Below are 22,975 nucleotides of genomic sequence, written 5' to 3'. Positions count from 1 at the left end.
CAGCGCCCCCGCCGTACGCTGGGGCCATGCAAACCAACCCATTCTATGTCATCGCCGAGCCCTGTGTCGGTGTGAAAGATAAGTCCTGTGTCGCGGTCTGCCCGATGGACTGCATCCAGGGCGACGACGACTCCCCGCAGCTCTACATCAACCCCGATGAGTGTATCCACTGCGGCCTCTGTGAGCCCGAGTGCCCGGTCGAGGCGATCTTTTCCATCGACACGCTCCCCGAGAAGTGGCGCACGTCCGTGGCGCGAAACGCGGCGTTCTTTCACGTGACGGGTTAGAGCGAGGTGTCCCGCCCGTTGGAGGGGCGGGACCTCCCCCGGCCTCGTTCCTCGGCCACCCCCTCCGGCTTCGCGAAGGGGGATGGGCGGCACGGGCTTTGCAGCGGAGCCTGCGACGCTCTCCAGTCCCCCCATTCTGATCGGGGGGATCACAAAGCGAGCGCGGCGGCGAAGCGCTCCGCCCACTCCCAGCCGTCGAAGCCCGTGAGCGGCGCTAGCTCCAGCACGACTCCGGGCTCACAGAGGGCGGGAAGCTCTGCACGGATCGCGTGGACATGCTCGACAAAGCGCGGGTAGGCGGCGGCGGCGAAGTACTCGTCCCCGAGGGTGGCGAGTAGGTCGGCGTGCCCGATGGAGAGAGTCACCCGCGCTGCCACGACCCGCATCTCCTTCCACTGGGGAAGCTGGACATAGCGCACGGCTGCGATTGTCGCCTCGGGGCGGGCGAGTGGGATCACGCGGAGGCCATCCGGGTTCTGAGGGGCGTGCTGGGTGTCGCCGAGGGCCACTAGATAGCGCGGCGCATCGGCCATCGCCAGGGTCAGTCGCATCGGAGCCGCTCCCCCAGCGAGAGCCCCGCAAGCTGCCCCGCGAGGAGCTCCCAGGCGACCACGGCGCGGGGGACAGGCGGAGCGACCCGAGCGGGGGCCAGGGTGCAGACAGCGAGAACACTGCCCTCGGAGTCGCAGTAGGCAATGTCAAGGGAGAAGCGCATCCCAATCGAGTGGAGGCGCTCCCCCTCGGTGAGGGGGACTCCCAGTGCGAGGTTTGGGTCGGGCTTGCGGGCGAGCCAGCCACGACCGCGCTCCCAGAAGTGTGCCAGCCAGCGGGCATCGGTGGCCAGCACACGCCCCGACTCGGTGCGGAGGCTAGAGGCGGCGCTGCTTGGCGGCACGCTTGTCCAAAAACGCCATGACATCGGAGAGCTTGAAGCGCCGCTGCTGCCCAAGTGTCCGGTGGTGGGTCAGGTGCCCACGGTTGGCGTAGCGCCGCACGGTCGCCGGACAGACATCCAGGAGCTTGGCAGTCTCCTCCAGGGTGAGAATGGGGTCGAGCAGGCGGACGATCAGCTGCTCACGGGTCTCCTCAAAGGTCCGCGACGGCGGGATGGTCTCGGGGGCCATCGATGCGAGAATCTGGACGTGGCGCGGTAGGCCCTCCCAGAGCTGGGCGCCCTCGGCATCGGTGCTGGGGATCTGCGGCGGCAGGGGCGGGATGAGCAGCTGCTCGGTGGCTTGCTTGGGGCCGGGAATCTTAAAGGCGGGCCGGACCATCGTCCGCGGCACGCCTGCCTCACGCGCCGTGGGAACGTCGAGCGGGAGTGCGGGTTGGAGCGGGTCGGCGAGCGCCACCGCGGTTGCCTGCTCGGCAATCAGGAGTGGTGGATCGGGCTCGTCGATAGGGACGGCAATCGTGATCCCCCCTCGGACAACGTAGCGGACATTCTCTATGGTCCCAGGGGGTGGGACGGGGGCTCGCTCTTGAGAGACAGCGTCTTCCGCTTCTTTCTCTCTGCGTTCAATGTAGCGGTAAAATTCGTCGAGGCCTGGCATGTGTGTTCCGCATTATACCGCGAAGAGTGCATCCCCAAAGCTTAAAAAACGGTACTGCTTTTCGAGGGCCTCTTCATACGTCCTTCGCATACTCTCGTAGCCCATGAACGCCGCGACCAGTAGGAGCAAGGTAGAGCGCGGCTGATGAAAATTGGTGATCAAGCCATCGATCGCACGGAAGGTGTAGCCCGGCGTGATAAAGATTCCGGTCTCACTCTCGGTGGCGACCACGCGCTGGCCCGTGCCCTGCTGGAGCGCGAGCTGCCCCGCCGACTCCAGTGCCCGAAGCGCGGTCGTTCCCACGGCGATCACACGCCCGGTGCAGCCATTGACCGCCGCCGCCGTCGCGTCGGGGATCGCGTAGGTCTCGGTGTGCATGACGTGCTCGGCGATGTTCTCGGTCTTGATGGGGCGGAACGTGCCGATCCCCACATCGAGCCGGAGCCGGGCGATCCCCACCCCCTTGGCCTCGATCCTAGCAAGCAGCTCAGGCGTGAAGTGGAGCCCCGCGGTTGGGGCCGCCGCCGAGCCCGGGGTCGTGGCGTAGACGGTCTGGTAGCGCTCTTTATTCTCCAGTGGCGCGGTGATGTAGGGCGGCAGGGGCACACGCCCAATCGCATCGAGTTTCCCCAGGATATCGTCGCCCACAAAGCGCAGGAGCCGTCCCCCACTCTCCAGGGTCGCCAGGGCCTCCGCCTCCAGCGCCACCTCGGGGAAGGCGACGCGCTGACCGGGGAGGAGCTTCCTACCGGGCCGTACCAGCGCCTCAAAGACCGCCTCGCCGTGCTCGATCGCGGGACGCAGGAGAAAGACCTCGATCTGCCCGCCTGTGCCGGGTCGCTCCCCAAAGAGCCGCAGCGCGGAGACACGGGTCTCGTTGAGCACTAAGAGGTCGCTGGGATGGAGAAGCTCCGGGAGCTCACGAAAGATCCGGTGCGAGCGAGCGCCGCTCACCCGATCGACACAAAGGAGCCGCGAGGAATCTCGCGGCTCCAAAGGGGTCTGGGCAATGCGCTCGTCGGGGAGCGCGTAGTCAAAGTCCGAGAGCTGCACGAGACTAGAGAAGCTCCTCCGGCTTGAACCAGAGCGCGATCTCGTCGGCCGCGGTCTCGGGCGCATCGGAGCCGTGGATCAGGTTGAGCATCATGTCGCAGGTGTAGTCCCCACGGATGGTCCCCGACGTGGCATTGACGGGCTTGGTGGCACCGATCATGTTGCGGCAGAGCTGGATCGCATCGGGGCCTTCCCAGACCATGGCGACCACGGGGCCGCTGGTGACAAAGTCGACCAGCTCACCAAAGAAAGGGCGCTCGGCGTGGACGGCGTAGTGGGCCTCGGCGGTGGCGCGGCTGGGGACAAGCTGCTTGAGCCCGACCAGCTTGAGGCCACGGTTCTCAAAACGGCGAATGATCTCTCCGACCAGACGGCGCTGGACGCCATCGGGCTTGACCATGATGTAGGTTCGTTCCATCGTAGTTGTTTTTCCTGACACAGAGTTTGGGCGCACTGCACGCAGTGCGCCCGCCAAGGTAACATTTTACCATGTCCCGCCCGTTGGAGGGGCGGGACTCCACGGTACAATAGAGCCCTATGGCCCTAACCCTTCCCGTCGCGACCCACGAGCGTCTTGAGCACCTGGAGCGCCCGACCCTTCCCCGCAATGCCATCGAGGCGCTCGACGCCGGCAGTATCGCCCAGGAGGCAGGCTTGCAGCTCGGGGATGTCGTGCTCTCGGTCAATGGGCACCCGCTCACCGATGTCGTGGACTGGCGCTTCTACTCCGCCGCCGAGGAGGTCACGCTCGCGGTGAAGCGCGGCGACGACCTACTGACATTCTCGCTCGAAAAGGGCTTCGACGAGCCGCTGGGAATTACGTTTGCGGAAGATCTCTTTGACCGGATGCACATCTGCAAGAACAAGTGTGTCTTCTGCTTCCTCTACCAGCAGCCCAAGGGCCTGCGCCCCAGCCTCTACGTCAAGGACGACGACTTCCGGCTCTCGTTTCTCCACAGCAACTATGTCACGCTGACCAACCTCAAGCCGGGCGAGCTGGACCGTATCTGTGAGCAGCGCCTCTCGCCCTTGTATGTCTCGGTCCACGCCACCGACCCCGAGGCGCGCGGCAAGATCCTGGGCCGCCGTGGCCCGGAGCCGATCCTGCCGATCTTGGAGCGCTTGGTCGAGGCCCGGATTCAGATCCATGCACAAGTCGTGCTGGTGCCGCACTACAACGACGGTGAGATATTCTTCCAGACCATCACCGACCTGGCCAATCTCCACCCCAAGAAGCGCGGCGCGTTTGGGGGGATTATCTCCGTGGCCGTGGTCCCGATTGGTATCACCCAGTTCCGCGAGCGCCTCGCGCCGGTCGATACCTGGAACGGCGAGCAGAAAGCCTGGTGGGTGCACGAGCTGGAGCCGCTCCGCAACTGGTACCTCAAGGAGCTGGGCACCCGCTTTGTCTACCTCTCCGACGAGTTCTACCTCGGCGGCGGCCTCCCGATTCCGTCGCGCTCCCAGTACGAGGGCTTCCCGCAGCTCGAAGATGGTATCGGCCTCGTGCGTTTGTTCTTAGACGAGTGTGAAAAACTCAAGCGGGACCTGCCCAAGCGCGCCCCGCGCCCTCGAAAAGTCACCTTCGCCACGGGAGAGATCGCCGGGCCGCTTTTAACGCAGCTCGCCGAGATCTTCAATAAGGTCGAGGGGCTAGAAATAAATGTCTGCGCGATCCACAACAAGTTCTTCGAGGGCAATATCAATATCGCGGGCCTGATTGTCGGGCGGGACTTGGTCGATGCGCTCAAGGCCTTCCCCGAGCTCGGCGACGAAGTCCTCATCCCCAATGTCATGCTCCGCGACGGCACCGAGGTCTTCCTGGACGAGATGACCTTAGAGCAAGTGAACACAGAGGTCGGACGCCCCGTGGTCGCCATCGACCGCACCCCCGCCGCCGCCGCCCGGTACTTACTGGACGGCTAAGGCGAGGGTACAAGAGTCTCTCTTAGAGTCGCTCGGCACCGATCCCGACAAGAGCCGCACGAATCCCTGCCAGCGTGGAGTCGATCTCCTCGCCCGTGAGTGTCCGATCCGGAGCCCGAAGCGTGAAGCGTAGGGTCAGCGAGCGCTTGCCCTCGCCCAGCTTACTGGCATCCTCAAAGACATCCGCGAGGCGCAGCGCCTCCAGAAGTGGCCCAGCACTCTCCCGTGCCACGCGCTCGATCGTCGCATAAGACACATCCTTGGAGAAGACCGGTGCCACATCGCGGGTGGCCGAGGCGAACTCCGGCAGCGCGGAGAACCCGACCTTGGTCTCCTGCGCAAGCGCTAGCAGTGCCTCGCCGTCCAGGTCGAAGATGCAGGTGCGCTTGGGCAGGTCATTGGCCTCGATGGTCGCCGCGGAGAGCTCCCCGATAATGCCGAGGGGCTGCCCTCCGACCACCACACGCGCGGTCCGATAGGGATGTGTCAGCGGCGAGCTGTCCGCAACATACTCCGCGACAATCCCCAGGCTTGCCAGGAGGCTCTCGACAATCCCCTTGGCGAAGTAGAAGTCCGCGGGGTAGCTCTCGCCCTTGATCGCCCAGAGACTGGCGCTCGCCGAGCCGGCCACCAATCCCGAGACGCGTAGCGGCTCACTCAGGGTTCCCCCACTCGTGGGGGCGGAGGGGGCCAAGTAGACGCTCGCCACCTCGAAGATCGCGATATCACGGATGCCCTCGCGAACAGCACGCTGGGCGATTCCGATGTGGCCGGGCACCAGCGATGTTCGCAGCTGGCTGTACTCGGGGGCCATCGGGTTCCGCAGGACAAGCGCCCCTTCACCGCCATCGGCGACCAAGGAGTGCGTGATGACCTCCTGCAAGCCCTGCTGCACGAGGGCATTTTTCAGGCGCAGGATAAACGCAGCCCGCGGCGAGTCCTGCCCGCGCTGCCCGATCTGCCAGGCGATCTTCTCGGGGAGGTTGGCGTAGCCCAGCGCGATCCGCCCCACCTCCTCCGCGATATCGTCCTCGATGGTCAGGTCGGGCCGCCAGGCGGGAATCAGGCAGTCGAGCGCCCCAGCGGACTGCTCCACCTCCAGCCCCAGACGCGTGAGGGCCGCAATCGCCGCATCGCGGTCCACATCGACACCCAGCAGTGCCCGGACACGGTCCAGCCGCGCCAGGAACCGTCGCTTGGGAATCGGCTGCGCCACGGCCTCCGAAACCCCGACAATCTCGCCGCCACAGTGCTCGACAATCAGCTGCGCCGCGCGGTCGCCGGCAATCGCCACGAGGTTGGGATCGACATAGCGCTCGAACCGGTAGCTCGCCTCGGAGCGCACGACCTTCTTGGCGGTGCGCCGCACGCAGAACGGGTCGAAGTGCGCGGTCTCCAGCAGGACATTGGTCGTCCCCTCCGTGATCTCGGTCTCCTTGCCGCCCATGATCCCCGCAATCGAGATCGCCCGCTGATTGTCGCAGATGCAGAGCGTCCCCTGCGGAAGCTCGTGCTCCGTGCCATCCAGGGTCACCAGCTTCTCGCCCGGAAGCGCCTGCCGCACGACAATCTCACTATTGGGGATCGTGTCTAGATCAAAGGCATGGAGCGGCTGCCCCAGCTCCAGCATGACGTAGTTGGTGATGTCCGCGACATTGTTGATCATGCGGTAGCGGTCGCCCAGCGCGGCAGTCAGGCGGTCCTGAATCCACTGCGGGGTCGGGCCGATCTTGACGTTCTTAATGACCGTCGCCCGGAACCGGTGGCAGTTGGCCGTGTCGTCGATGCGGATGGAGACTCCCCCCCCTGCCCCCGCCAAGCGGGGGGGATGTGGTGGTTGGAGTTTTTTGTTTGGATAGATGGCGGCAAGCTCTCTTGCCGTGCCGTAGACACTGGCCCAGTCGCCGCGGTTGGGGGTGATCTTGGTGTACCAGACCTTCCCAAACGGCGTCTCCAGCGTCTCCTCGACCTCCAGCCCCGCCATGGTCAGCGCATCGGCGACGGCCTCTTGCTCGTCGTCGGAAACCGCGATGTAGTCATTTAACCAACTCAGTGGAATTCTCATAATTGTTTACTCCGGCATCCCTCCCCCAGCCCCTCCCTTCCCCGCACCCAAAGGGTACCCGCCTCGTTCCGAGGGGGGAAGGGAGGGGAGCCAGAGGGGGACTACTTCACCATATGAAAACGGGGATGCTTCAACCACGCTTTCATAAACTCAACCTCCGCGTAATGGGAAACCCAGGTACGCCCTTCACCAGCATCATACGGAACGCTCACGATCTTCCCCGGCATCCCCCGGATCATTTCCTCAAAGTACGGCTCAATGTCAGACCAGTCATAGTGCCAGAAACCTCGCCTCCCCATATCTTCTGGCAATGATGGGATCAAAGCTCCGTAGAAGTCCACCACTCCCCCAACAGTATCTATGAGGTAGGTTATCAATTGCCCAAGAATTAGATGATCCTCTAGCTGGTTGCAACCAGCATCGCAATGCCATTCCCGTTTGGGTGTGATGCCGAAATGCTTCTGAAGCACTAGCATCTCTTCTTGCTCCAGCTCCACTTGAGAGAAGGAACTATAGATAGGTCTACCTTCACCCAGATACTTGCCACCAATCAGTGAGTCATCCTCTACCCAACAATCCCAACGATCCACCTGGTTGCTCTCAATTTTTTGACCCATCCTGGGAAAAATGGTATTGGCAGTTTGGAGTACCTCCTCAGTTTTTCCTGAGGGCAACAGCAAACGCACAAGTGGTCCCATATCTTGCTTAAACCTTCTCCCCTCCTCCCAGGATTGGGAGGAGGGGACGGGGAGGAGGGTCAGAACTGCCCTAAAAATCGGAGGTCGTTGTCGAGGAAGAGCCGCAGGTCTTTGACGCCGTAGCGGATCATGGGCATGCGATCGAGGCCCAGACCGAAGGCCCAGCCAGTGTATTTCTCAGTGTCATAGCCGGCGCGCTTGAGGATATTGGGGTGGATCAGCCCCGCGCCGCCCAGCTCCAGCCAGCGGTTGTTCCACCACACCGCCACCTCGACGCCTGGCTCGACAAACGGGAAGAAGTCGGGGCGGAATCTCACGATGGCATCGGGGCCGAAGAGGCCACGGGCGATCTCGGCCAAGACCCCCTTGAGATCGGCGAGGGAGATTCCCTCCGCGACCGAGAAGCCGTCGATCTGGTGGAAGGTGTGCGAGTGGGTCTCGTCCATGGCATCGCGCCGGAAGCAGCGGCCCATGGTCGCCATGCGAAACGGCACGGCGGGCAGGTTGCTAAAGTTGCGGCCCTGGAGCGAGCCGGTGGTGTGGGTGCGCAGGAGCCACGCGCCGGGCTGCCCCGACGGTGCCCCGCCCTCGACATAGAACGTGTCTTGCTCGTCCATGGCCGGGTGGTCCTGCGGGTAGTTGAGCCAGTCGAAGTTAAAGAGATAGTCCTCGACATCGGGGCCGTCCACAAACGTGAAGCCCAGCCCCAGAAAGACCTGCTTCACATCCGCAAAGGTGCGCGTGAGCGGGTGCAAGCGCCCCGGCGTGCGTCCGCGGCCCGGCAGGGTGACATCGATTGCCTCGGCCTGCTCCCGAAGCGCACGCTCCGCGGCGGCGAGCGCGGCTTTTCGCTCCGACAGTGCGGTCTCCACACGCCCCTTGGCCTCGTTGAGCGCCTGCCCAAAGAGCGGCTTCTGGTCGACGGGCAGGCTCCCGAGCTGGCGCATCATCCCGCTCAGCTTGCCATTCTTGCGGCCCAGATAGGCGATATCGGCTTCTTCGAGCGCGGCCGTGGACTGTGCCTCCGCAATCGCGGCGAGCGCCTCGGCCTCCACTTGTCTCAGTTCGTCTGTCATGTTCCTAGTATCCCCCCCGTCGGACGGGGGTTGGGGGGTTGGTGTAAAAAAAGCCCGTGGCGGGTGCCACGGGCTTTCTTTATTTTTTCTCCACAGGCGGGGTTAGCCCGCGACGCCCACCTGCTTGAGGAGGGCGGTAAACGCTGCCGGGTCGTTGATGACCATGTCGGCCAGGACCTTGCGGTCCAGGTCGATCCCAGCCTGACCGAGGGCATGGATGAACACCGAGTAGCGGGTGCCCCCGTTGCGGCAGGCGGCCCCGATACGGGCGATCCAGAGGCGGCGGAAGTCGCGCTTCTTGACACGGCGGTCGCGGTAGGCGTAGTTTCCGGCCTTGGCGACGGCCTCATTGGCGGTCTGAAAAACATTTTTGCGTGAGCTGAAATAGCCCTTCGCTTGCTTGATGATCTTATTGTGGCGCTTCTTGACCATCACGCCACGCTTGACTCTAGGCATCTTTTCTTCTGTTCCTTATCGGGCGCGGCCCCTTAACGACTGGCCGCTGTTTCTTCCCGGTTCCCAGCCCGGCGCTGTCTGTGTAGCGTCACTCCGGGCGGCGAGGGGTCTGCAATTACTAGTAGTTGGCTCCGTAGGGAAGCTGTCGTCCCAGGGCCTTGGCCTTGCCCGGATCGAGCACTGCCTCGGCGTACAGGCGGCGAAGGCACTGGGGGCTCTTCTTGACCATCGAGTGGTGCCGCTTGCTGTGACGGTGCATCAGCTTACCGGTGCCGGTGCCATGAAATCGCTTGACCGCGCTCTTGTGGCTCTTCATCTTCGGCATGATTGATATTTCTCCCAGACGCAGTAGAGTTACAACTGCGCCAAGGGGGGATTGTACCACGCAAAAATCCGTTCGGCAAACCCTCACCTTTAACCAAAGTCATTCCAATACTTCTATGTGTGAAAGACCGCCTCCGCGCCTTTTCCCTGACAGAAGTTCTCCTTAGCCTTGTCCTCCTCGTTGTCCTCGGATTCATGGTCGCGATTGTCCTGGGAACGTCTGCCCGCTCGAACCACCAGTCCGGTGGTTTCCTCGTGGCACGCACCCTGGTTGCCAGCAAGCTCAGCCAGCTCCAGGCCGCCGGCTACACTGCCCTCAATGGCCCCGGACTCGGACAGAGCGGCGCGGGGATTGTCGATGGCACTCCCACCACCCCCACCCCGCAGGACAATGCCCAGGGTGCTGCCAGCGCGACCTTCACCTTCACCCAGACCAACCAGCTCACCCAGTACTTCCCGTCAGCAAGCGGAAACAGCGCCCCCCAGGGCCGGATCTTTATCGCCCCGTATCTGCCCGCCAAGCGCACCGTGGCTGGGGTCGATAGCTACCCGCTCGTGCGGGCGACGGTCGAGGTGCAGTGGAGCGACAGCAACGGCCTCCCCCACACCTACTCCGAGACCACGCTGATTCCGCAGGGGGCACTCTAAAATGACACGCCGTGGACACTCGATGCTAGAGGTGCTTGTCGCGGCCGTGCTCGGTGCGATCGTGATCGTGGGAGCCCTGCTGATCTTCACGGGGGGGATACGCCTCTCCCTGGGACTCCAAGCGGGTAGCCACGCCCTACAAAACGGCTCCAGTAGTATCGATCGGATGCGACAAGGGCTCGAAGAGGCGACCGCGGTCCAGCTCCCCGACGACGACGCCCCCCTGACACCCTGGTCCAGCGCGCTCTTGGGTTCCCAGAGCCACTACCAAGTGCAGCAGGGCAACACCACCCTCAATACAGGACTCTACGTGAGCCTCACCACCCCCCAGAGCCTCTCGTTCCGAACCTCGGCGACACAGCTCTCCACGGCCGATATCGCCAACCGCCGCAGCGTCACCCGCGGTGCCCTGCTCTACCGCGGCGACTCCCAAGGCACTCCCGCGCCCAGCAATGGGACCTTTCTGTGGCAGTGGGGCTACGAAAACGGCGTGGTGACCTCGAAGACCGTTCTCTACCGCAAGCTCGCCTCGACCTGGGATGCGGTTGCCTTCCGGCGCGGGAGCCAGTCCGGCCAGGTCCTGCGCTACCGGCTCCTCCTAGTCGATAAGGACTCCTACCAGCAGGACAGATCCGCGCTTGGCGCAAACCACGAGAGCGCTCTGGAGACCTCGGACTACGCCATTAGCCTGCTCAACTACGCCGGGGAGGGCGTCCCCAGCGCCGCACTTCCCACGGCAACCGGAGGTCACCCATGAGCCGAACACACCAGCGACCCGCACCGCGCGGGATGGCCCTGCTCGGGACCATGGTGCTCCTGTTCTTTATCCTCGGTGTGATCCTCCTGGGAACCCTGGGCCGGGTCAGCTCCGTGAGCAGTAGCGCCACCGCCGCGCTCCAGCAGATCGATATTCAGGCCGAGGCCCAGACCGCCCGTGATCTCGCCGAGACGGGTGTCCGGATCACCTACTCCTGGATGCTGGAGCAGGACACGATCAACGATGCCAACCTCCCCTTTGCGCCATCGGAGAAGGGGGCTAGCTTCTACGGTGCCCCCGTGGTTAATGGCTACAACACCCTCACGCTCAGCCAGGCCCCCACGGCGACCGAGAGCCCGAGTGGCCGTGGCAAGAACGGGACAATCGCGGTTCGGCTCTACCCCGGCACCGATGCCGCCACGGGCCAGAAGTTCTTTGCGATCCAGGCAATCGGCACCTGCGGCAACGCGAGCCACACCAGCCGCTTGGTCGTGCGTCCCAAGGGCTTTGCGGAGTACGGGCTCTTCTACGACGAGCCCCTCGACGGCTTTGTCTGGATGACGGGAATGCATGTCTTCTCTGGACCGGTACACCTCAACATGCGCCTTCCTGGCACCGATACGGTCGATCCCAACGCCAAACACACCATTGTCTGGGACACGAGCACACCGCTCTTCACCTACGCGGGCAGTGACTACTTCACCTGCGCCGGAGCACCGTCGCAGATCGAGTGGGACCACGGGCTCGTGAGTGTCCAGACCCCCACCGCCAGCGACTGGCCCCTGATCGCCACGGCAGGCACCACGCCCCAGTTCAATGTCCCGGTGATTCCCTATCCCCAGAGCACGACCGACCTCCACGATGCAGCACTGGGCAGTGTCGCCGCCCCTAGCACGCCGGGGCTGATCGTCCCCAGCGCCAGTGGAAGCACCGTGGGAGGGATCTATGTCTCCGGAACCGTGACAAGCCTGGAGCTCGATACCACGGGAGCCGGCGATGTCAACCAGTTCCTGACCTTTAACCAGACCGATGGCGCGACTACCTGGCGCACGGTAGTGACGATCGACCGCCTCGCCAGCCAGACCACGGTGGCACGCTACACCACGCCCAGCGGTGGCCCGGAGTCCCTCACCGCCACCGAGAGCTACTCGGGGGTAACCAATGGCCTAGTCTATGTCGATGGCGATATCGGTGACACGACCACCCAGACACACGGGCTCTCCGGGGTCGTGGCCAACAATACCAGCGCCACCACCCCCAGCCGCTTGACAATCGCAACCCCACCCGACCGGCGCATCCAGATCGACGGCGGGATTGTCTACCAGCGGCTCCTCAAGAACAAGTCCAAGAACTCCGACTCCGATGCAACTGCCGCCGACCCGCTCTGTGGGGTCTTTGGGATGATCACCGGCCGTATGTGGGTGGTCGAGAGCGACAAGGCCGGCGGACACATCGACAATATCACGATCCACGGGGCACTCCTTGCCATGGACTCCAGCGGGGGGACGCCCAGTGTCGGCTGCACCAACTACAACACCCGCACCAATGGCATCTACAAGCACCTCGGCGCTCTGATCATCAAAAAAGACGGTCCCTTTGGCGAGTTCCACTACGACTCGGTCACCGGCGCTCTGCTCGACCAGTTTGGCTTCAGCCGCCACCGCCTCTACGACCTGCGCTTTCTGGAGCTCTCTCCCGTGTACTTCCCCCTGGCAAACCGCACGTACAAAGTCCTCTCCTTCCAGAGCGGTGTCACGGCGCTCCCCTAAGAAGTGGGAACGCAAGGCTGAGGCTTTGTCGTACAAAGTAGCATGAACCGTTTTGTGCCGCTTGCCTTTGTGCTGGGCGGGGTGGCTGGTGCCCTGCTCACCCACTCTACCCTAGAGCCGGTGGCGACACGCCTCGCTGCCCTTCTCTGCCTCCTAGCGAGCCTCTTGCTGGTCCTGCTGGTCCTGGTGGCACTCCTGCGACGCTTGCCGCGCCTGGCTCTGATCGTGGTCGGGCTGGTGGCCCTGCCCCTGGCACTGCGCGCGATCTTTTTTGCCGTGGCCTACCGTGCCTTCCTCCCGGAGCTGGCGATCCTGGGACTTGGGGTGGGAGTGCTCGCCTTCTGGCCCGCCTCGCTGCCGCGCCTACGCTCGGGGACAAAGCGCTTGCTTCTGGGAGCGGGGGTCTTTGGGCTCGTCCTCGGCATTCAGTGGAGTGTCCTGCCCACACGGAGCCTGCTCCATGGGCTGCGCCACAACTTTACTCCCCTAGGACTCCTCACCTACTCAGGGCTCTTGCTCGGGCCTTTTGCGCTGGCGCTGCTTAGTTCCAGCAGCGGTAGCGACGAAACCGCTCGCTCGTGAGGGGCTCCCACTCACGGGGAACCGGGGCCTCTTGCTCCAGCTTCCGGGTTGCGCGACGGAGCACATCCCGCGCGGAGAGCAGGCGAGCGGGCGTGTCGGTCAGCTCCAGCAAGGTCTGCTTGTCCAGGTTGGCAATCGGCAGGACATAGGCCGCAGCAAAGGAGAGAAGCTCGGGCTCCTCCGGCAGGCGAAAGCCCGCGACCCGCTTGCCCGCCCGCGCGAGCTGCCGGGTCAGGTAGTCCTTGAGCGCCTCTTTCAGCGAGTCCACTAACGGTTCCCAGTTGCCCTCGTTGGTCGGTTGGTCGTAGAGCAGCTCGATGAGCCCCGAGCGGTAGGGCCGGTTGTCGTGGGTATCCAATAGGCGAAAGCGCTCGGTGCCGACAATCTGAATCCGAAAGCGGCCATCCGGGAGCGGCTCCGACTCGACGATCTTGGCCAGGCACCCCACTTCTGCGGTCTCGACAGTCTTGGTCGCGTCATCGCTTCCCGTCAGCAAGACAATCCCAAAGGGGAGGTTCTCTTTGAGGCAGTGCTGCACCATCAGGCGGTAGCGCATCTCGAAGATATGCAGCGGCATCACCATCTGCGGAAAGAGTACCAGGTCCAGCGGAAAGAGCGGAACCTCTGTAATGCGTCCCCCCTGCGACGATCCCATGCCCGATTATATCGTGCTAAAATAACGAAGCAAACCCGGCCCCCAAGGAGTCTATCAAGGCATGATACCGATCCTCGCCACACCGGCGGCCCTTCTCGCGCAGGCGCCGACCCTCGCCTTCCCCGAGTCGCTGGCCTGGAACCCCGAGACCCGCGGCCCACTCCTGATTGTCTTGCCCGGTGACGAAAGATCGCTCCAGCTGGCGACCTTTGGCTCGCTGTCGGCCTATATCCCACGAGAGCGCACGGAGCTCCGCTGGGAGAACCTGCCCAAGCCCGATCTCTACGACAGCCTGAGTGCGCCCGAGAAATACGAGCTCCTCGAAGCCAGCCTCACCGATAAGCAGTGGGAAAAGCTCTGTAGCAGCGCTGGCCTGGGCCTAAGTGACCTAAGCCGCGACCAGCGCAAGCTCTTTCTGCTCCTGATTCCCCGTCCGTTTCCGCTCACCCGCGGCACCGAGAGTGTCACCCTCAGCGAGACCGAGCGCACCCAGACCCGCCTGCGCCTCTCGCGCCGGTTCGGCTACCACTTTACCAATGCCAACGGTGCCTACATCCAGCTTCCCAGCGAAGCGCCCAGCACGCCGGCCTGGCAGCTCGGTGCCCCGGCGCAGCGCTCGCCTGTCGGAGCGATTCCGGGCCTTGTCCTCGGGGATAACAATAGTAACACTGCAAACGTGTTCTCCACCACGGACATCGCCTTTGTGACCAGCCTGACGGAGATCAGCGGCGTCACGATTGCGAGAGCGTCTTCCCTCTCTAACTTCCGCTCGGGGGGGAGCTTCGGCGCGACCTTTACGACCCCACAGAGCAATAGCGCCAAGCCAGGCCAGCTCGACTTTACGGCGAGTGCGCTCGATAAGCCCGTCTCCCTCAAAGACGCCAAGACGGTCGGGGAGCTGGTGCGGCGCTGTGGGGAGACAACCGGCAACGAGCTGTTCTGCGACCCGCGCTACGCCGACCGACAGGTGCACCTGCGCGGCACCCAAGCACGCACGGGCGATGTCCTACAAGCGCTGGCACGCGGTGTCGCGGGAACCTGGCGCAAAGTGGGGCCGGGCTATGTCCTCACCGACGACCTAACGCCCCTTGCCATCCGCATGGGCCGCATCCACGACTGGCTCACCGCCGCTCAAGACGCTCTAGAAACCGCGCGGGCCGGTGCCGAGGAGCGCTCTGAGGCGCAAAAAGCGGCGCTTCTTCGCTGGCATCCCGACGATCCCAGCCGCCCAACCGGCACTCTTGCCGAGCGCCTCGCCGCGTTTGAGGCACAGTGGCAACAGCAGCCCTTCCTGAAGACCCCCGACGGTGGCTGGCGCCCCAATGAGCTCACGCTTCGCCTCAGTGACCTCCCCGACACCCTCCGTGCCCAGGCCGAGCAGCAGCTCACCAAGGCCGTCAGCTCGGTCTTTACAGATCGCGTGGTCTACGAACCCCAGACCGTGCTGGAGCTCCTTCCCCCAAGCTACCCGCCGATTCGGGTGAGCTGGGCAGCGGAGGGCTACCCACGCGGGCACCGCCCCGAGACCGCCGATGAGCCTGAGATTCTCCCCGCGCCCCTCCGCCAGCTCCCCCGCACGCTGGCCGTGGCGATCCAGAGCCCACAAGACGCGGAGAGAGCGGTGCAGGCCGCAAAGGCACAGGGCTTCGCCGCGCTCTGGGTCCAAGTCGGGCTGGGCGACACCGCCCTCCTCGCCGCCGCGGTCAAGGCCGGGCAGGCCGCCCAGCTCCCCGTCCATGCGCTCGTCCGCCCTCTTCGTGCGCCCCAAGGCACCGACACGACTGTCGAGGCCAAGCGCTCCCCCCTCTATCTGCGACCGGATGCTCTGGAGACCCAAGCCGCCGTCCTCCCCCGCCTCCGCACCCTCGCGGCAACCCCAGGGCTCGCCGGCCTCGCCCTCACCGACCTCTACCCCACGGGCTACCAGCGTGGCACCGCCGACTGGAAAGAGCTCCTGGGCTACAGCGAGAACCTGCGCCTAGCCTGCCTGCGCCAGCAAGGCCCCGACCCGGTCGATCTCACCAGCGCCAGGCTCGATACCCAGATGCTCTATTCCGGGCGAGTCAGCTTTAGTGTGTCTCTCTCTATGGGGGGAGTGAGCAAGCCCACCCTGAACTGGTATGCCCCCTCGGGCTGGCTCTGGGACAGTTTCTATAGAGTGCGCCAAGACGCCGCCGAGGGCTTTGGGGACCAGCTTCTCACCGCCCTCAAGTCCGCCTATCCCCACCTCGCCCTCACCCGGCTGGCCCGCGATGGCCGTCACTTCGCCCCCACCCAAGCCCGGCTCCAAGTGCCCTCATCGACAGACTCCCCCAGCAAGGCCCGCTTCCGTCAGGACTGGCACGGGGTCTTCAACACAAAAACAAAGCCCGAGAGCATCGTCTTTGATGCCTCGGACCAGCCGCTCTCTCAGGTGCTCGCCGCCCTTAGCCAGCTGTAGGCAGGAGCCCCGGTGCCCAGAGCGCCCGAATGTCCTCGCCGCGTGCCTCGCGCGCGGCGAGGTCCTGCAAGAAGGTGACAAAGCTGATCTGGGGAGTCCAGCCCAGCACACTCGCGGCCTCGCTCATATCGTGCTGCTCCACGCGCTCGGGGAAGGTGATGCCGTACTTGGCGATCAGAGCACCACTGCCCGGCACCTGCGCCTCACACCACGCCAAGCCGTGGGTCTTAAAGTCCCCCACGACGTCGGCGGGCATCCCATGGTTGGTGTGGATCACGGAGCGCAAGACCCCAAAGCCACCTTCGAGCCCCTTCGAAATAGAAGCCACATTCGACGCAGCCACATCGCGGGCATCGACCCCATTACGCAATAGCTTCTCCCCAAACGCAAGATAGGGCTTGGGCACAAAGTCATGGTAGCGCAAAAGCGTGATCGGCCGCCGGGTTCGGTTGTGCCATGTCCGGCACAGGTCCTCGCCAATCACCTTGGTCACCGAGTAGACCCCGCCGTGCCCATACGCCATCGACGAGGCATACGCCACGGCCTTCACGCCGAACTTCACACACGCCTCTAAAACATAGAACGTCCCATCGACATTCACCGCGAAGATGGTCGCATCACTCACGGGAGGAATATGCCCGCAGTGCCACGCCGCTAGGTGCACGACCCCCTCGCAGCCCTCCACCGCCGCCTCCACATCCTGCGGCGAGCGCGTGTCGCAGCGCACAAACTCCACTCCCGCCAGCTCGGCATCCTTAGGCGGCGCCCCGACATCCGCCATCCGCACCTCAAACCCCGCCACCAGCAGCTGCCGAGCCGTCTCCCGCCCCGCCACTCCTGCCGCACCGGTCACCAACACTCTTGCTTTTCCCATTCCTGGATTGTACCTGCCGCACGAACCGCCTCCCCGAAATTTGGCACAGTTCGTCGTTTCTCTCCAGGATGCAAAGAAGCGCAGCGTAACAAACTTACTGGAATACTCCAGGAGTGCGATAAGAAAGTAGATACCCTCACTGACTACACCATACGCGCCCGTGATGGCTTCCGATCAGTTTATGGTGCCGATAGCAAGCAATATAAGCAAGCCGGAGGCACTATCACCAGCGAACGCAAGCCCCCCAAGCGTAAGCCCAAAGCTAGCGTTCCCTGAAGGACTACCGATCTACAACTCATAGCCACGCATCTCACCTCAGTATGGCTTTATTTGTGCCGACCCCACCTTGACAACGATTTGCCAACAATTAGGTAATAGATTGTTAAGCACTATAAGGTAATAAATATTCTAGGAAAATTCTTATTTAGCTCTTGCGCCACAAATAAAGTCTATGTATAATCGTTTCTACAATACAACTACCCGACTGGAGCAAGCTCCGGGGTATGCACCCGTAGCCGAATCAATATAAAGAATCTTCAAAGGCAAAAGAATGAAACTAACCAACACAATAATAACAACAGCATTACTTATCATGGCCAACCAGTCCATTTCACTTGGTCAAGACAATCAAAAAACAAAGTCTGACGCTGAAAATATACTCAATCAAATATCAGATCAAAGCTCTATAAAATATGGAATGGCTTATGGGATTTCAGTATCACCCAACCAAAAAGCAAAATCTAATGTATTTGGCACTACTGGTTTCAATTCATTATTTGGTTACACAATTAAAGACTACAATAAGAAAATCACTTCGTCTGTATTCCAGATATCAGATATATTCTCGTCTGAAGACGCAAATGAATTTGGTAAAAAGCTCTTATTACCAACACAATCTGGATTTGTATATAATTTATACATAGCAAGCGATAGTAACATTCATAGTTTATTTAAAGGTGCAAAACCAAATCCCGATATAGACACAGAAAGTGATCTTAAGTCAAAACATGGACACTATTTCAACATCGGCTTTACGCCGCTTCAATGGAAGAAAGATACTTCTAGTGATCAAGGATGGCTTGCATATGGATCGTTAGGTAAATTTGAAAACTATCGTCAATTTGGAAATAATGATAGTCGCATAGGTGCAAATTTAAAGATGGGTTATTCTTTTAGATCAATCATTTCAGGTCTCTCTTCATCTGATTTTAAGTCTAATATTTTCTCAAATAAGAGTTATAGATTTTTTCATGGCCCAGAAATAATTCTGGCACTTAATATTGGAGATTTTAAACCTAACATTATTTTCACATCATTCACAAATGCCAGTTTAAAAAATGTATTCAAGACTAACAGATCAATCCCCTCATTTACTGAACCTGCCATCAACATCACATTCGATATAACACAATATATCCCTTCTAACAACACAGCAACTGTCAGTACAGATAAAATATCCAATGCATTAATTAAAAAAGCAGTTTCTCTTGACGGAAAATTCCTGACGGATAGCGATGCAAATTATCTTACAGCGCTAGCAGACACAGTTCGTCTTTATACAGGAATAAACGAATATAACAACTTAATATCTATTATAAATGGATACAGAAAAAACACAGGGTCCGTAATAAAAATCCAAGAATACGACCAATCAGCCAAAAAGTACAATGAAAAAACTATATCAATTGGAAATAAAGTCAAATCAAGCGATTTATCTGACGAAAGCATCAAGAAATATATTATCGAATTAAATCTAAGACAGGAAAACGTGGGTATATCAGGTCCAAGTAATGGAAATGTAAGACAATTTGGGATCAAGTAAAATATTGCTAATCATTTCAAAACTCTAAGCTCTTTTCAACTATTGCCCAGTGTGACTTGTGTCGTACTGGGCGATTTGTTCGGGGGTGCTGGAGGCGACGATCATCCCGTCGCCGCCTTCGGGGCCGAGGTCTAGCACCCAGTCGGCGCACTTGATGACATCTAGGTTGTGCTCGATCACGAGGACGGTGGCTCCGGCATAGACCAAGCGCTGGCGAAGGGTGAGGAGCTTTTCGATGTCTTCTCGACGCTCTTTAGCGCCGAAGCAATTCCTCAGCCCACGCAGCATCGTTTGGTGACAGGCGTGGCCTCGGGGGAGCAGAGTAGTCTACGACGCGGGCGAAGGGGCCGAGGGTGCAGGCTTGCGCAAAGATCGCGGGGAGGTTGAGGGCAATATCCGGGTGGCCTTGCGTCAGCGGGACGACCACAATGGGCAGCGGATCGCGGAGGGTGAAGGGCCAGCACTGGTAGACGGGGCCACTTCCGGCGCGGTGGAGACAGACAACGTAGTCCCAGAAGCCCGTTTGCTCGGCGAGCGTGGACGCAGGAGCGGCGATGGTATGCTTACCACCGCGTAGAAAGTCTATTTCTAGGAGATGCGTGTCGCTATCGAGTAGCTCCGCTTGCTTTGCCCAGTACTCCTCGCGGCCCTCGCCCTCTTTATTGGTTGGGCTGAGGACCTCGATAAACGCCACGACTTCTCGCCGTCCTCTGGTGGTCACGACGCGCACACGCGACGTATGAATCTCTTGTGGCTCGGCGCGAATCTCCAGCGAGGGAGAGGGAGCAAGCGCAACGGCTCCTGCGGTGGGATTGGGTGCGCTGGCAAAGTTGGGTGTGGAGCTGGGGCGCCGAACGATAGCGACATCGGGGTAGAGCGAGTCCTGAGGGGGCAAGAGATAGACCTGCTCCTCCATTTCGGCAGCGAAGCCTTGAGGGAGGGTCTGGTTTAGCTCACCCGCAATGCAGGTAATCAGGGCGTGGTGCAGGTTGTGCCACAGCTCCACACTCTCCAGGTACGGATTCATTCCAGGAAATGGCGGCATAGGAATACTCTACAGCATCTTCTTCAAGTATCGCCCAGTGTGGCTTGTGTCGCACTGGGCGATTTGTTCGGGGGTGCCGGTGGCGACGATCATCCCGCCGCCGTCGCCGCCTTCGGGGCCGAGGTCTAGCACCCAGTCGGCGCACTTGATGACATCGAGGTTGTGCTCGATGACGAGGACGGTGGCTCCAGCATCCACTAAGCGCTGAAGGAGGGTGAGGAGCTTTTCGATATCGGCGAAGTGCAGGCCGGTGGTGGGCTCATCGAGGATGTAGATAGTCCCAGCGTGGCTGCGCTTGGAGAGCTCGGTGGCGAGCTTGACACGCTGCGCTTCGCCGCCCGAGAGAGTGGTGGCGGGCTGGCCGAGCTTGATGTAGTCCAAACCCACATCGGCGATGGTTTTCACCTTGCGGGCGATGCGTGGGACGGCCTCGAAGAACTCAACTGCCTCCCCTACCGACATGTTCAGGACATCGCTGATGCTCTTGCCCTTGTAGGTCACTTGCAGGGTCTCCCGGCTGTAGCGCGCGCCCTTGCAGACCTCGCAGGGGACATAGACATCCGGGAGGAAGTGCATCTCGATCTTCAGGATGCCATCGCCCTGGCAGGCTTCGCAGCGACCGCCTTTCACGTTGAAGCTGAAGCGACCGGGGCCGTAGCCGCGCACTTTTGCCTCGGGGGTGGCGGCGAAGAGGTCGCGGATTAGGTCGAAGGTGCCGGTATAGGTGGCGGGGTTGGAGCGCGGCGTCCGGCCAATCGGGGACTGGTCGATATCGATCACCTTCTCGATATGCTCGATCCCCGAAATCCCGGTATGCGGCGAGGCCACCATGTGCGAGCGGTAGACCTCATTCATCAGGCGGGGGTAGAGCGTGTCCTGGATGAGGGTGGACTTGCCCGAGCCAGAGACCCCCGTGACCACGGTCATGGTGCCCAGCGGAATCTGCGCGGTGACGTTCTTGAGGTTGTTGCCGCGTGCGCCCACAATGGTCAGGTTGCGACCATCCCCTTTACGCCGCTCGGCGGGCGGCGCGATCTTCTTGCGGCCAGAGAGGTAGGCCCCCGTGACCGAGTCCGGCGACTCTTTCACGACACTGGGCGGGCCTTGTGCGACCACGTAGCCACCATGAATCCCTGCGCCCGGCCCGATATCGATCAGCCAGTCCGCCGCTTCCATGGTCTCTTCGTCGTGCTCGACCACTAAGATGGTGTTGCCTAGGTCGCGCAGACGCACGAGGGTCTCGATCAGTCGGGTGTTGTCGCGCTGGTGCAGACCGATACTCGGCTCGTCGAGGATATACAAGACCCCCATCAGGCCCGAGCCGATCTGGGTGGCGAGGCGGATGCGCTGCGCCTCCCCACCCGAGAGCGAGCCTGCGGCCCGATCTAGGGTCAGGTAGCCCAGCCCAACATTCTTGAGGAAGCCCAGGCGCGCCCCGATCTCTTTTAATATCTGCCGGGCGATGAGCATTTCGCGCTCGGTGAGGGTGAGCTTCTCGACAAAGTCCACGGCGGCGGCGATGGAGAAGGCGGTGATCTGGGAGATGTTCTTGCCGCCAAAGAGGACGCCCAGTGCCTCGGGCTTGAGGCGCTGGCCCTTGCACGCAGGGCACGGGTTGTTGCGGCGGTACTGCTCCAGGTCCTGCTTGATGTAGTCCGAGCTGGTCTCGTTCCAGTGGCGCTCCATGATGGCGATCACCCCCGGAAACTCGGTGTCGAAGTGCCGTGTGCGCCCAAAGCGGTTCTTGGACTCCATGGTCACGTTGCCCTTGATGCCATAGAAGAGCGAGTGGAGCTGGGTCTCGGTGAGCTTCTTGAGCGGGGTCTCCATCGTGAAGCCCAGCTTCTTGGCGACCGCGGCAAAGAGCGCTGTGCGCCCCTCGCTCATGATCTCCTTGCCGGACTTGTAGACAAAGTACTTGATGCCGCCCTGCCCGATACTCATCTCGCGGTCCGGGGCGATCAGCTCCGGGTCGAACTCGGACTGGGTGCCGAGGCCGTGGCAGGTCTCACAAGCACCAAACGGGGAGTTGAACGAGAACGTCCGCGGCTCGATCTCGGGGAGGGAGATGCCACAGCTGGTACACGCAAAGTTCTCGGAGAAGAGCAGCACCTCGCCGCCGACAATCTCCACCCCGACCAGGCCCTTACTACGTTTTAGCGCCGTCTCGACGGAGTCCGCGACACGCTTCTCGACACCGGGCTTGACAACAATTCTATCGACAACGATGTCAATGTCGTGCTGTTTGTAGCGATCCAGAGTGGGGACACTCTCTAGGTCATAGACCGTGCCATCCACTCGGACACGGGCAAAGCCCTCTTTCTTGAGCTCCTCCAGCTCTTTCTTGTACTCGCCCTTGCGGCCCCGGATGATCGGAGCGAGCACCTGGATGCGCGCCCCCTCCTCCATCGTCATCACCACATCGACAATCTGGCTAGGCTGCTGCTGGGTGACCGGCTTGCCGCACTTGGGGCAGTGGGGCGTCCCGACACGCGCAAAGAGCAGGCGTAGATAATCGTAGATCTCGGTGACTGTGCCGACGGTCGAGCGGGGGTTCTTCGACGTGCTCTTCTGGTCGATGGAGACCGCCGGTGAGAGGCCCTCGATCTGGTCCACATCGGGCTTGTCCATCTGCCCCAGGAACTGCCGGGCGTAGGCGGAGAGCGACTCGACATAGCGCCGCTGCCCCTCGGCAAAGAGCGTGTCGAAGGCCAGCGACGACTTCCCCGACCCGGAGAGCCCCGTGATCACCACCAGCTGGTCGCGCGGAATATCGATGTCGATGTTCTTGAGGTTGTTCTGGCGGGCACCACGGACGACGATATGAGAGTGCAGAGACGAGGAGGCATGAGACGAACGAGTGTTCACTGGGAGATTTTACCACAACTCCCAAAATAATTTCCCTTCCCCCTGCAGAAAGAGACATAGGAAAACCGAGTATTTAA

The 22,975-nt window shown here is 61.6% G+C and carries 22 protein-coding genes and 1 pseudogene; 8 read left to right on the top strand and 15 right to left on the bottom strand.

Features of this window, described 5'->3' with window-relative positions:
• Nucleotides 1-26 precede the first annotated feature (26 nt).
• Nucleotides 27-287 (top strand): 4Fe-4S dicluster domain-containing protein, encoded by a 261-nt coding sequence (locus HNQ39_RS24350; protein WP_184203045.1) that lies wholly within the window; start codon nt 27-29, stop codon nt 285-287.
• Between the two features lie 149 nt (nt 288-436).
• Here the strand turns inward: HNQ39_RS24350 and HNQ39_RS24345 are convergent, their stop codons facing one another.
• Genes HNQ39_RS24345 through ndk form a run of 5 tightly spaced genes read right to left on the bottom strand, consistent with a single transcriptional unit; the run spans nt 437 to nt 3,311 of the window.
• On the bottom strand, nt 437-838 hold the full coding sequence (locus HNQ39_RS24345; protein ID WP_184203043.1) for a hypothetical protein: 402 nt from the start codon (nt 836-838) through the stop codon (nt 437-439).
• Nucleotides 829-1,182, bottom strand: a complete 354-nt coding sequence (locus HNQ39_RS24340) for a DUF192 domain-containing protein (RefSeq protein ID WP_184203041.1) — start codon at nt 1,180-1,182, stop codon at nt 829-831. The genes HNQ39_RS24345 and HNQ39_RS24340 overlap by 10 nt, the downstream gene beginning before the upstream one ends.
• Nucleotides 1,157-1,840 carry a helix-turn-helix domain-containing protein gene (locus tag HNQ39_RS24335; RefSeq protein ID WP_184203039.1) on the bottom strand — a complete coding sequence of 228 codons (684 nt, stop codon included), beginning with the start codon at nt 1,838-1,840 and terminating at the stop codon, nt 1,157-1,159. The genes HNQ39_RS24340 and HNQ39_RS24335 overlap by 26 nt, the downstream gene beginning before the upstream one ends.
• 12 nt (nt 1,841-1,852) lie before the next feature.
• Nucleotides 1,853-2,893: a tRNA preQ1(34) S-adenosylmethionine ribosyltransferase-isomerase QueA gene (queA, locus tag HNQ39_RS24330; RefSeq protein ID WP_184203037.1), complete on the bottom strand. Its 1,041-nt coding sequence runs from the start codon at nt 2,891-2,893 to the stop codon at nt 1,853-1,855.
• 4 nt (nt 2,894-2,897) lie between these two features.
• Complete coding sequence (ndk, locus tag HNQ39_RS24325) at nt 2,898-3,311, bottom strand: nucleoside-diphosphate kinase (RefSeq protein ID WP_184203034.1); 414 nt, start codon at nt 3,309-3,311, stop codon at nt 2,898-2,900.
• A 119-nt stretch (nt 3,312-3,430) separates the two neighbouring features.
• Between ndk and HNQ39_RS24320 the strand changes: the two genes are divergently transcribed.
• Nucleotides 3,431-4,819 (top strand): DUF512 domain-containing protein, encoded by a 1,389-nt coding sequence (locus HNQ39_RS24320; RefSeq protein WP_184203032.1) that lies wholly within the window; start codon nt 3,431-3,433, stop codon nt 4,817-4,819.
• 22 nt (nt 4,820-4,841) lie between these two features.
• Here the strand turns inward: HNQ39_RS24320 and pheT are convergent, their stop codons facing one another.
• From pheT to rpmI, 5 genes are all read right to left on the bottom strand, one after another.
• Nucleotides 4,842-6,884, bottom strand: coding sequence for a phenylalanine--tRNA ligase subunit beta (pheT, locus tag HNQ39_RS24315; RefSeq protein ID WP_184203029.1), 2,043 nt, complete (start codon nt 6,882-6,884; stop codon nt 4,842-4,844).
• A gap of 101 nt (nt 6,885-6,985) precedes the next feature.
• On the bottom strand, nt 6,986-7,582 hold the full coding sequence (locus tag HNQ39_RS24310) for a DUF6368 family protein (protein ID WP_184203028.1): 597 nt from the start codon (nt 7,580-7,582) through the stop codon (nt 6,986-6,988).
• Between the two features lie 59 nt (nt 7,583-7,641).
• Nucleotides 7,642-8,658 (bottom strand): phenylalanine--tRNA ligase subunit alpha, encoded by a 1,017-nt coding sequence (gene pheS / locus HNQ39_RS24305; protein ID WP_184203026.1) that lies wholly within the window; start codon nt 8,656-8,658, stop codon nt 7,642-7,644.
• A 102-nt stretch (nt 8,659-8,760) separates the two neighbouring features.
• Complete coding sequence (gene rplT / locus HNQ39_RS24300; protein ID WP_184203024.1) at nt 8,761-9,114, bottom strand: 50S ribosomal protein L20; 354 nt, start codon at nt 9,112-9,114, stop codon at nt 8,761-8,763.
• Nucleotides 9,115-9,232: 118 nt separating this feature from the next.
• A complete protein-coding gene (gene rpmI / locus HNQ39_RS24295) occupies nt 9,233-9,439 on the bottom strand; it encodes a 50S ribosomal protein L35 (RefSeq protein ID WP_184203021.1) in 207 nt (68 codons plus the stop codon).
• Nucleotides 9,440-9,558: 119 nt separating this feature from the next.
• Between rpmI and HNQ39_RS24290 the strand changes: the two genes are divergently transcribed.
• The 4 genes from HNQ39_RS24290 to HNQ39_RS24275 are packed head-to-tail and all read left to right on the top strand — an operon-like array spanning nt 9,559 to nt 13,194.
• Nucleotides 9,559-10,086: a hypothetical protein gene (locus tag HNQ39_RS24290; protein ID WP_184203019.1), complete on the top strand. Its 528-nt coding sequence runs from the start codon at nt 9,559-9,561 to the stop codon at nt 10,084-10,086.
• A 1-nt stretch (nt 10,087) separates the two neighbouring features.
• Nucleotides 10,088-10,843 (top strand): PilW family protein, encoded by a 756-nt coding sequence (locus tag HNQ39_RS24285; protein ID WP_184203017.1) that lies wholly within the window; start codon nt 10,088-10,090, stop codon nt 10,841-10,843.
• A complete protein-coding gene (locus HNQ39_RS24280; protein ID WP_184203015.1) occupies nt 10,840-12,612 on the top strand; it encodes a hypothetical protein in 1,773 nt (590 codons plus the stop codon). The genes HNQ39_RS24285 and HNQ39_RS24280 overlap by 4 nt, the downstream gene beginning before the upstream one ends.
• A gap of 42 nt (nt 12,613-12,654) precedes the next feature.
• Entirely contained in the window at nt 12,655-13,194 is a 540-nt protein-coding gene (locus HNQ39_RS24275) for a hypothetical protein (protein WP_184203013.1), read from the top strand.
• Here HNQ39_RS24275 and HNQ39_RS24270 read toward each other — a convergent pair.
• A complete protein-coding gene (locus HNQ39_RS24270; protein WP_184203011.1) occupies nt 13,154-13,849 on the bottom strand; it encodes an LON peptidase substrate-binding domain-containing protein in 696 nt (231 codons plus the stop codon). The genes HNQ39_RS24275 and HNQ39_RS24270 overlap by 41 nt on opposite strands.
• Before the next feature lie 61 nt (nt 13,850-13,910).
• Between HNQ39_RS24270 and HNQ39_RS24265 the strand changes: the two genes are divergently transcribed.
• Entirely contained in the window at nt 13,911-16,289 is a 2,379-nt protein-coding gene (locus HNQ39_RS24265) for a hypothetical protein (RefSeq protein ID WP_184203009.1), read from the top strand.
• Here the strand turns inward: HNQ39_RS24265 and HNQ39_RS24260 are convergent.
• A complete protein-coding gene (locus HNQ39_RS24260; protein ID WP_221290299.1) occupies nt 16,276-17,163 on the bottom strand; it encodes an NAD-dependent epimerase/dehydratase family protein in 888 nt (295 codons plus the stop codon). The two genes, HNQ39_RS24265 and HNQ39_RS24260, sit on opposite strands and share 14 nt — an antisense overlap.
• Nucleotides 17,164-17,713: 550 nt before the next feature.
• Between HNQ39_RS24260 and HNQ39_RS24255 the strand changes: the two genes are divergently transcribed.
• Nucleotides 17,714-18,985, top strand: coding sequence for a hypothetical protein (locus HNQ39_RS24255; protein WP_184203007.1), 1,272 nt, complete (start codon nt 17,714-17,716; stop codon nt 18,983-18,985).
• A 39-nt stretch (nt 18,986-19,024) separates the two neighbouring features.
• On the opposite strand, the pseudogene HNQ39_RS24250 reads toward HNQ39_RS24255, so the two are convergent.
• The 3 genes and pseudogenes from HNQ39_RS24250 to uvrA form a co-directional block, all read right to left on the bottom strand.
• Nucleotides 19,025-19,228, bottom strand: a pseudogene (locus HNQ39_RS24250) (hypothetical protein); the annotation flags it as partial.
• 10 nt (nt 19,229-19,238) lie between these two features.
• A complete protein-coding gene (locus HNQ39_RS24245; RefSeq protein ID WP_184203003.1) occupies nt 19,239-20,030 on the bottom strand; it encodes a DUF4058 family protein in 792 nt (263 codons plus the stop codon).
• A 9-nt stretch (nt 20,031-20,039) separates the two neighbouring features.
• A complete protein-coding gene (gene uvrA / locus HNQ39_RS24240; RefSeq protein ID WP_184203300.1) occupies nt 20,040-22,865 on the bottom strand; it encodes an excinuclease ABC subunit UvrA in 2,826 nt (941 codons plus the stop codon).
• Between the last annotated feature and the right edge of the window lie 110 nt (nt 22,866-22,975).

It is taken from the genome of Armatimonas rosea (genome assembly GCF_014202505.1).
GTDB classification, from domain to species: domain Bacteria; phylum Armatimonadota; class Armatimonadia; order Armatimonadales; family Armatimonadaceae; genus Armatimonas; species Armatimonas rosea.
The sequence above is the reverse complement of the archived record's forward strand: the minus strand, read 5'-3'. Positions and strand labels throughout refer to the sequence as shown.

Excerpts from the sequence above, each read along its gene's own strand:
- pheS (WP_184203026.1), bottom strand. The coding sequence starts at position 8,658 with ATGACAGACGAACTGAGACAAGTGGAGGCCGAGGCGCTCGCCGCGATT.
- pheT (WP_184203029.1), bottom strand. The coding sequence starts at position 6,884 with ATGAGAATTCCACTGAGTTGGTTAAATGACTACATCGCGGTTTCCGAC.
- HNQ39_RS24260 (WP_221290299.1), bottom strand. The coding sequence starts at position 17,163 with ATGGGAAAAGCAAGAGTGTTGGTGACCGGTGCGGCAGGAGTGGCGGGG.
- HNQ39_RS24245 (WP_184203003.1), bottom strand. The coding sequence starts at position 20,030 with ATGCCGCCATTTCCTGGAATGAATCCGTACCTGGAGAGTGTGGAGCTG.
- ndk (WP_184203034.1), bottom strand. The coding sequence starts at position 3,311 with ATGGAACGAACCTACATCATGGTCAAGCCCGATGGCGTCCAGCGCCGT.
- rplT (WP_184203024.1), bottom strand. The coding sequence starts at position 9,114 with ATGCCTAGAGTCAAGCGTGGCGTGATGGTCAAGAAGCGCCACAATAAG.
- HNQ39_RS24255 (WP_184203007.1), top strand. The coding sequence starts at position 17,714 with ATGAAACTAACCAACACAATAATAACAACAGCATTACTTATCATGGCC.
- HNQ39_RS24275 (WP_184203013.1), top strand. The coding sequence starts at position 12,655 with ATGAACCGTTTTGTGCCGCTTGCCTTTGTGCTGGGCGGGGTGGCTGGT.
- HNQ39_RS24270 (WP_184203011.1), bottom strand. The coding sequence starts at position 13,849 with ATGGGATCGTCGCAGGGGGGACGCATTACAGAGGTTCCGCTCTTTCCG.
- HNQ39_RS24350 (WP_184203045.1), top strand. The coding sequence starts at position 27 with ATGCAAACCAACCCATTCTATGTCATCGCCGAGCCCTGTGTCGGTGTG.
- HNQ39_RS24310 (WP_184203028.1), bottom strand. The coding sequence starts at position 7,582 with ATGGGACCACTTGTGCGTTTGCTGTTGCCCTCAGGAAAAACTGAGGAG.
- HNQ39_RS24285 (WP_184203017.1), top strand. The coding sequence starts at position 10,088 with ATGACACGCCGTGGACACTCGATGCTAGAGGTGCTTGTCGCGGCCGTG.
- HNQ39_RS24280 (WP_184203015.1), top strand. The coding sequence starts at position 10,840 with ATGAGCCGAACACACCAGCGACCCGCACCGCGCGGGATGGCCCTGCTC.
- HNQ39_RS24345 (WP_184203043.1), bottom strand. The coding sequence starts at position 838 with ATGCGACTGACCCTGGCGATGGCCGATGCGCCGCGCTATCTAGTGGCC.
- HNQ39_RS24320 (WP_184203032.1), top strand. The coding sequence starts at position 3,431 with ATGGCCCTAACCCTTCCCGTCGCGACCCACGAGCGTCTTGAGCACCTG.
- HNQ39_RS24265 (WP_184203009.1), top strand. The coding sequence starts at position 13,911 with ATGATACCGATCCTCGCCACACCGGCGGCCCTTCTCGCGCAGGCGCCG.
- rpmI (WP_184203021.1), bottom strand. The coding sequence starts at position 9,439 with ATGCCGAAGATGAAGAGCCACAAGAGCGCGGTCAAGCGATTTCATGGC.
- HNQ39_RS24335 (WP_184203039.1), bottom strand. The coding sequence starts at position 1,840 with ATGCCAGGCCTCGACGAATTTTACCGCTACATTGAACGCAGAGAGAAA.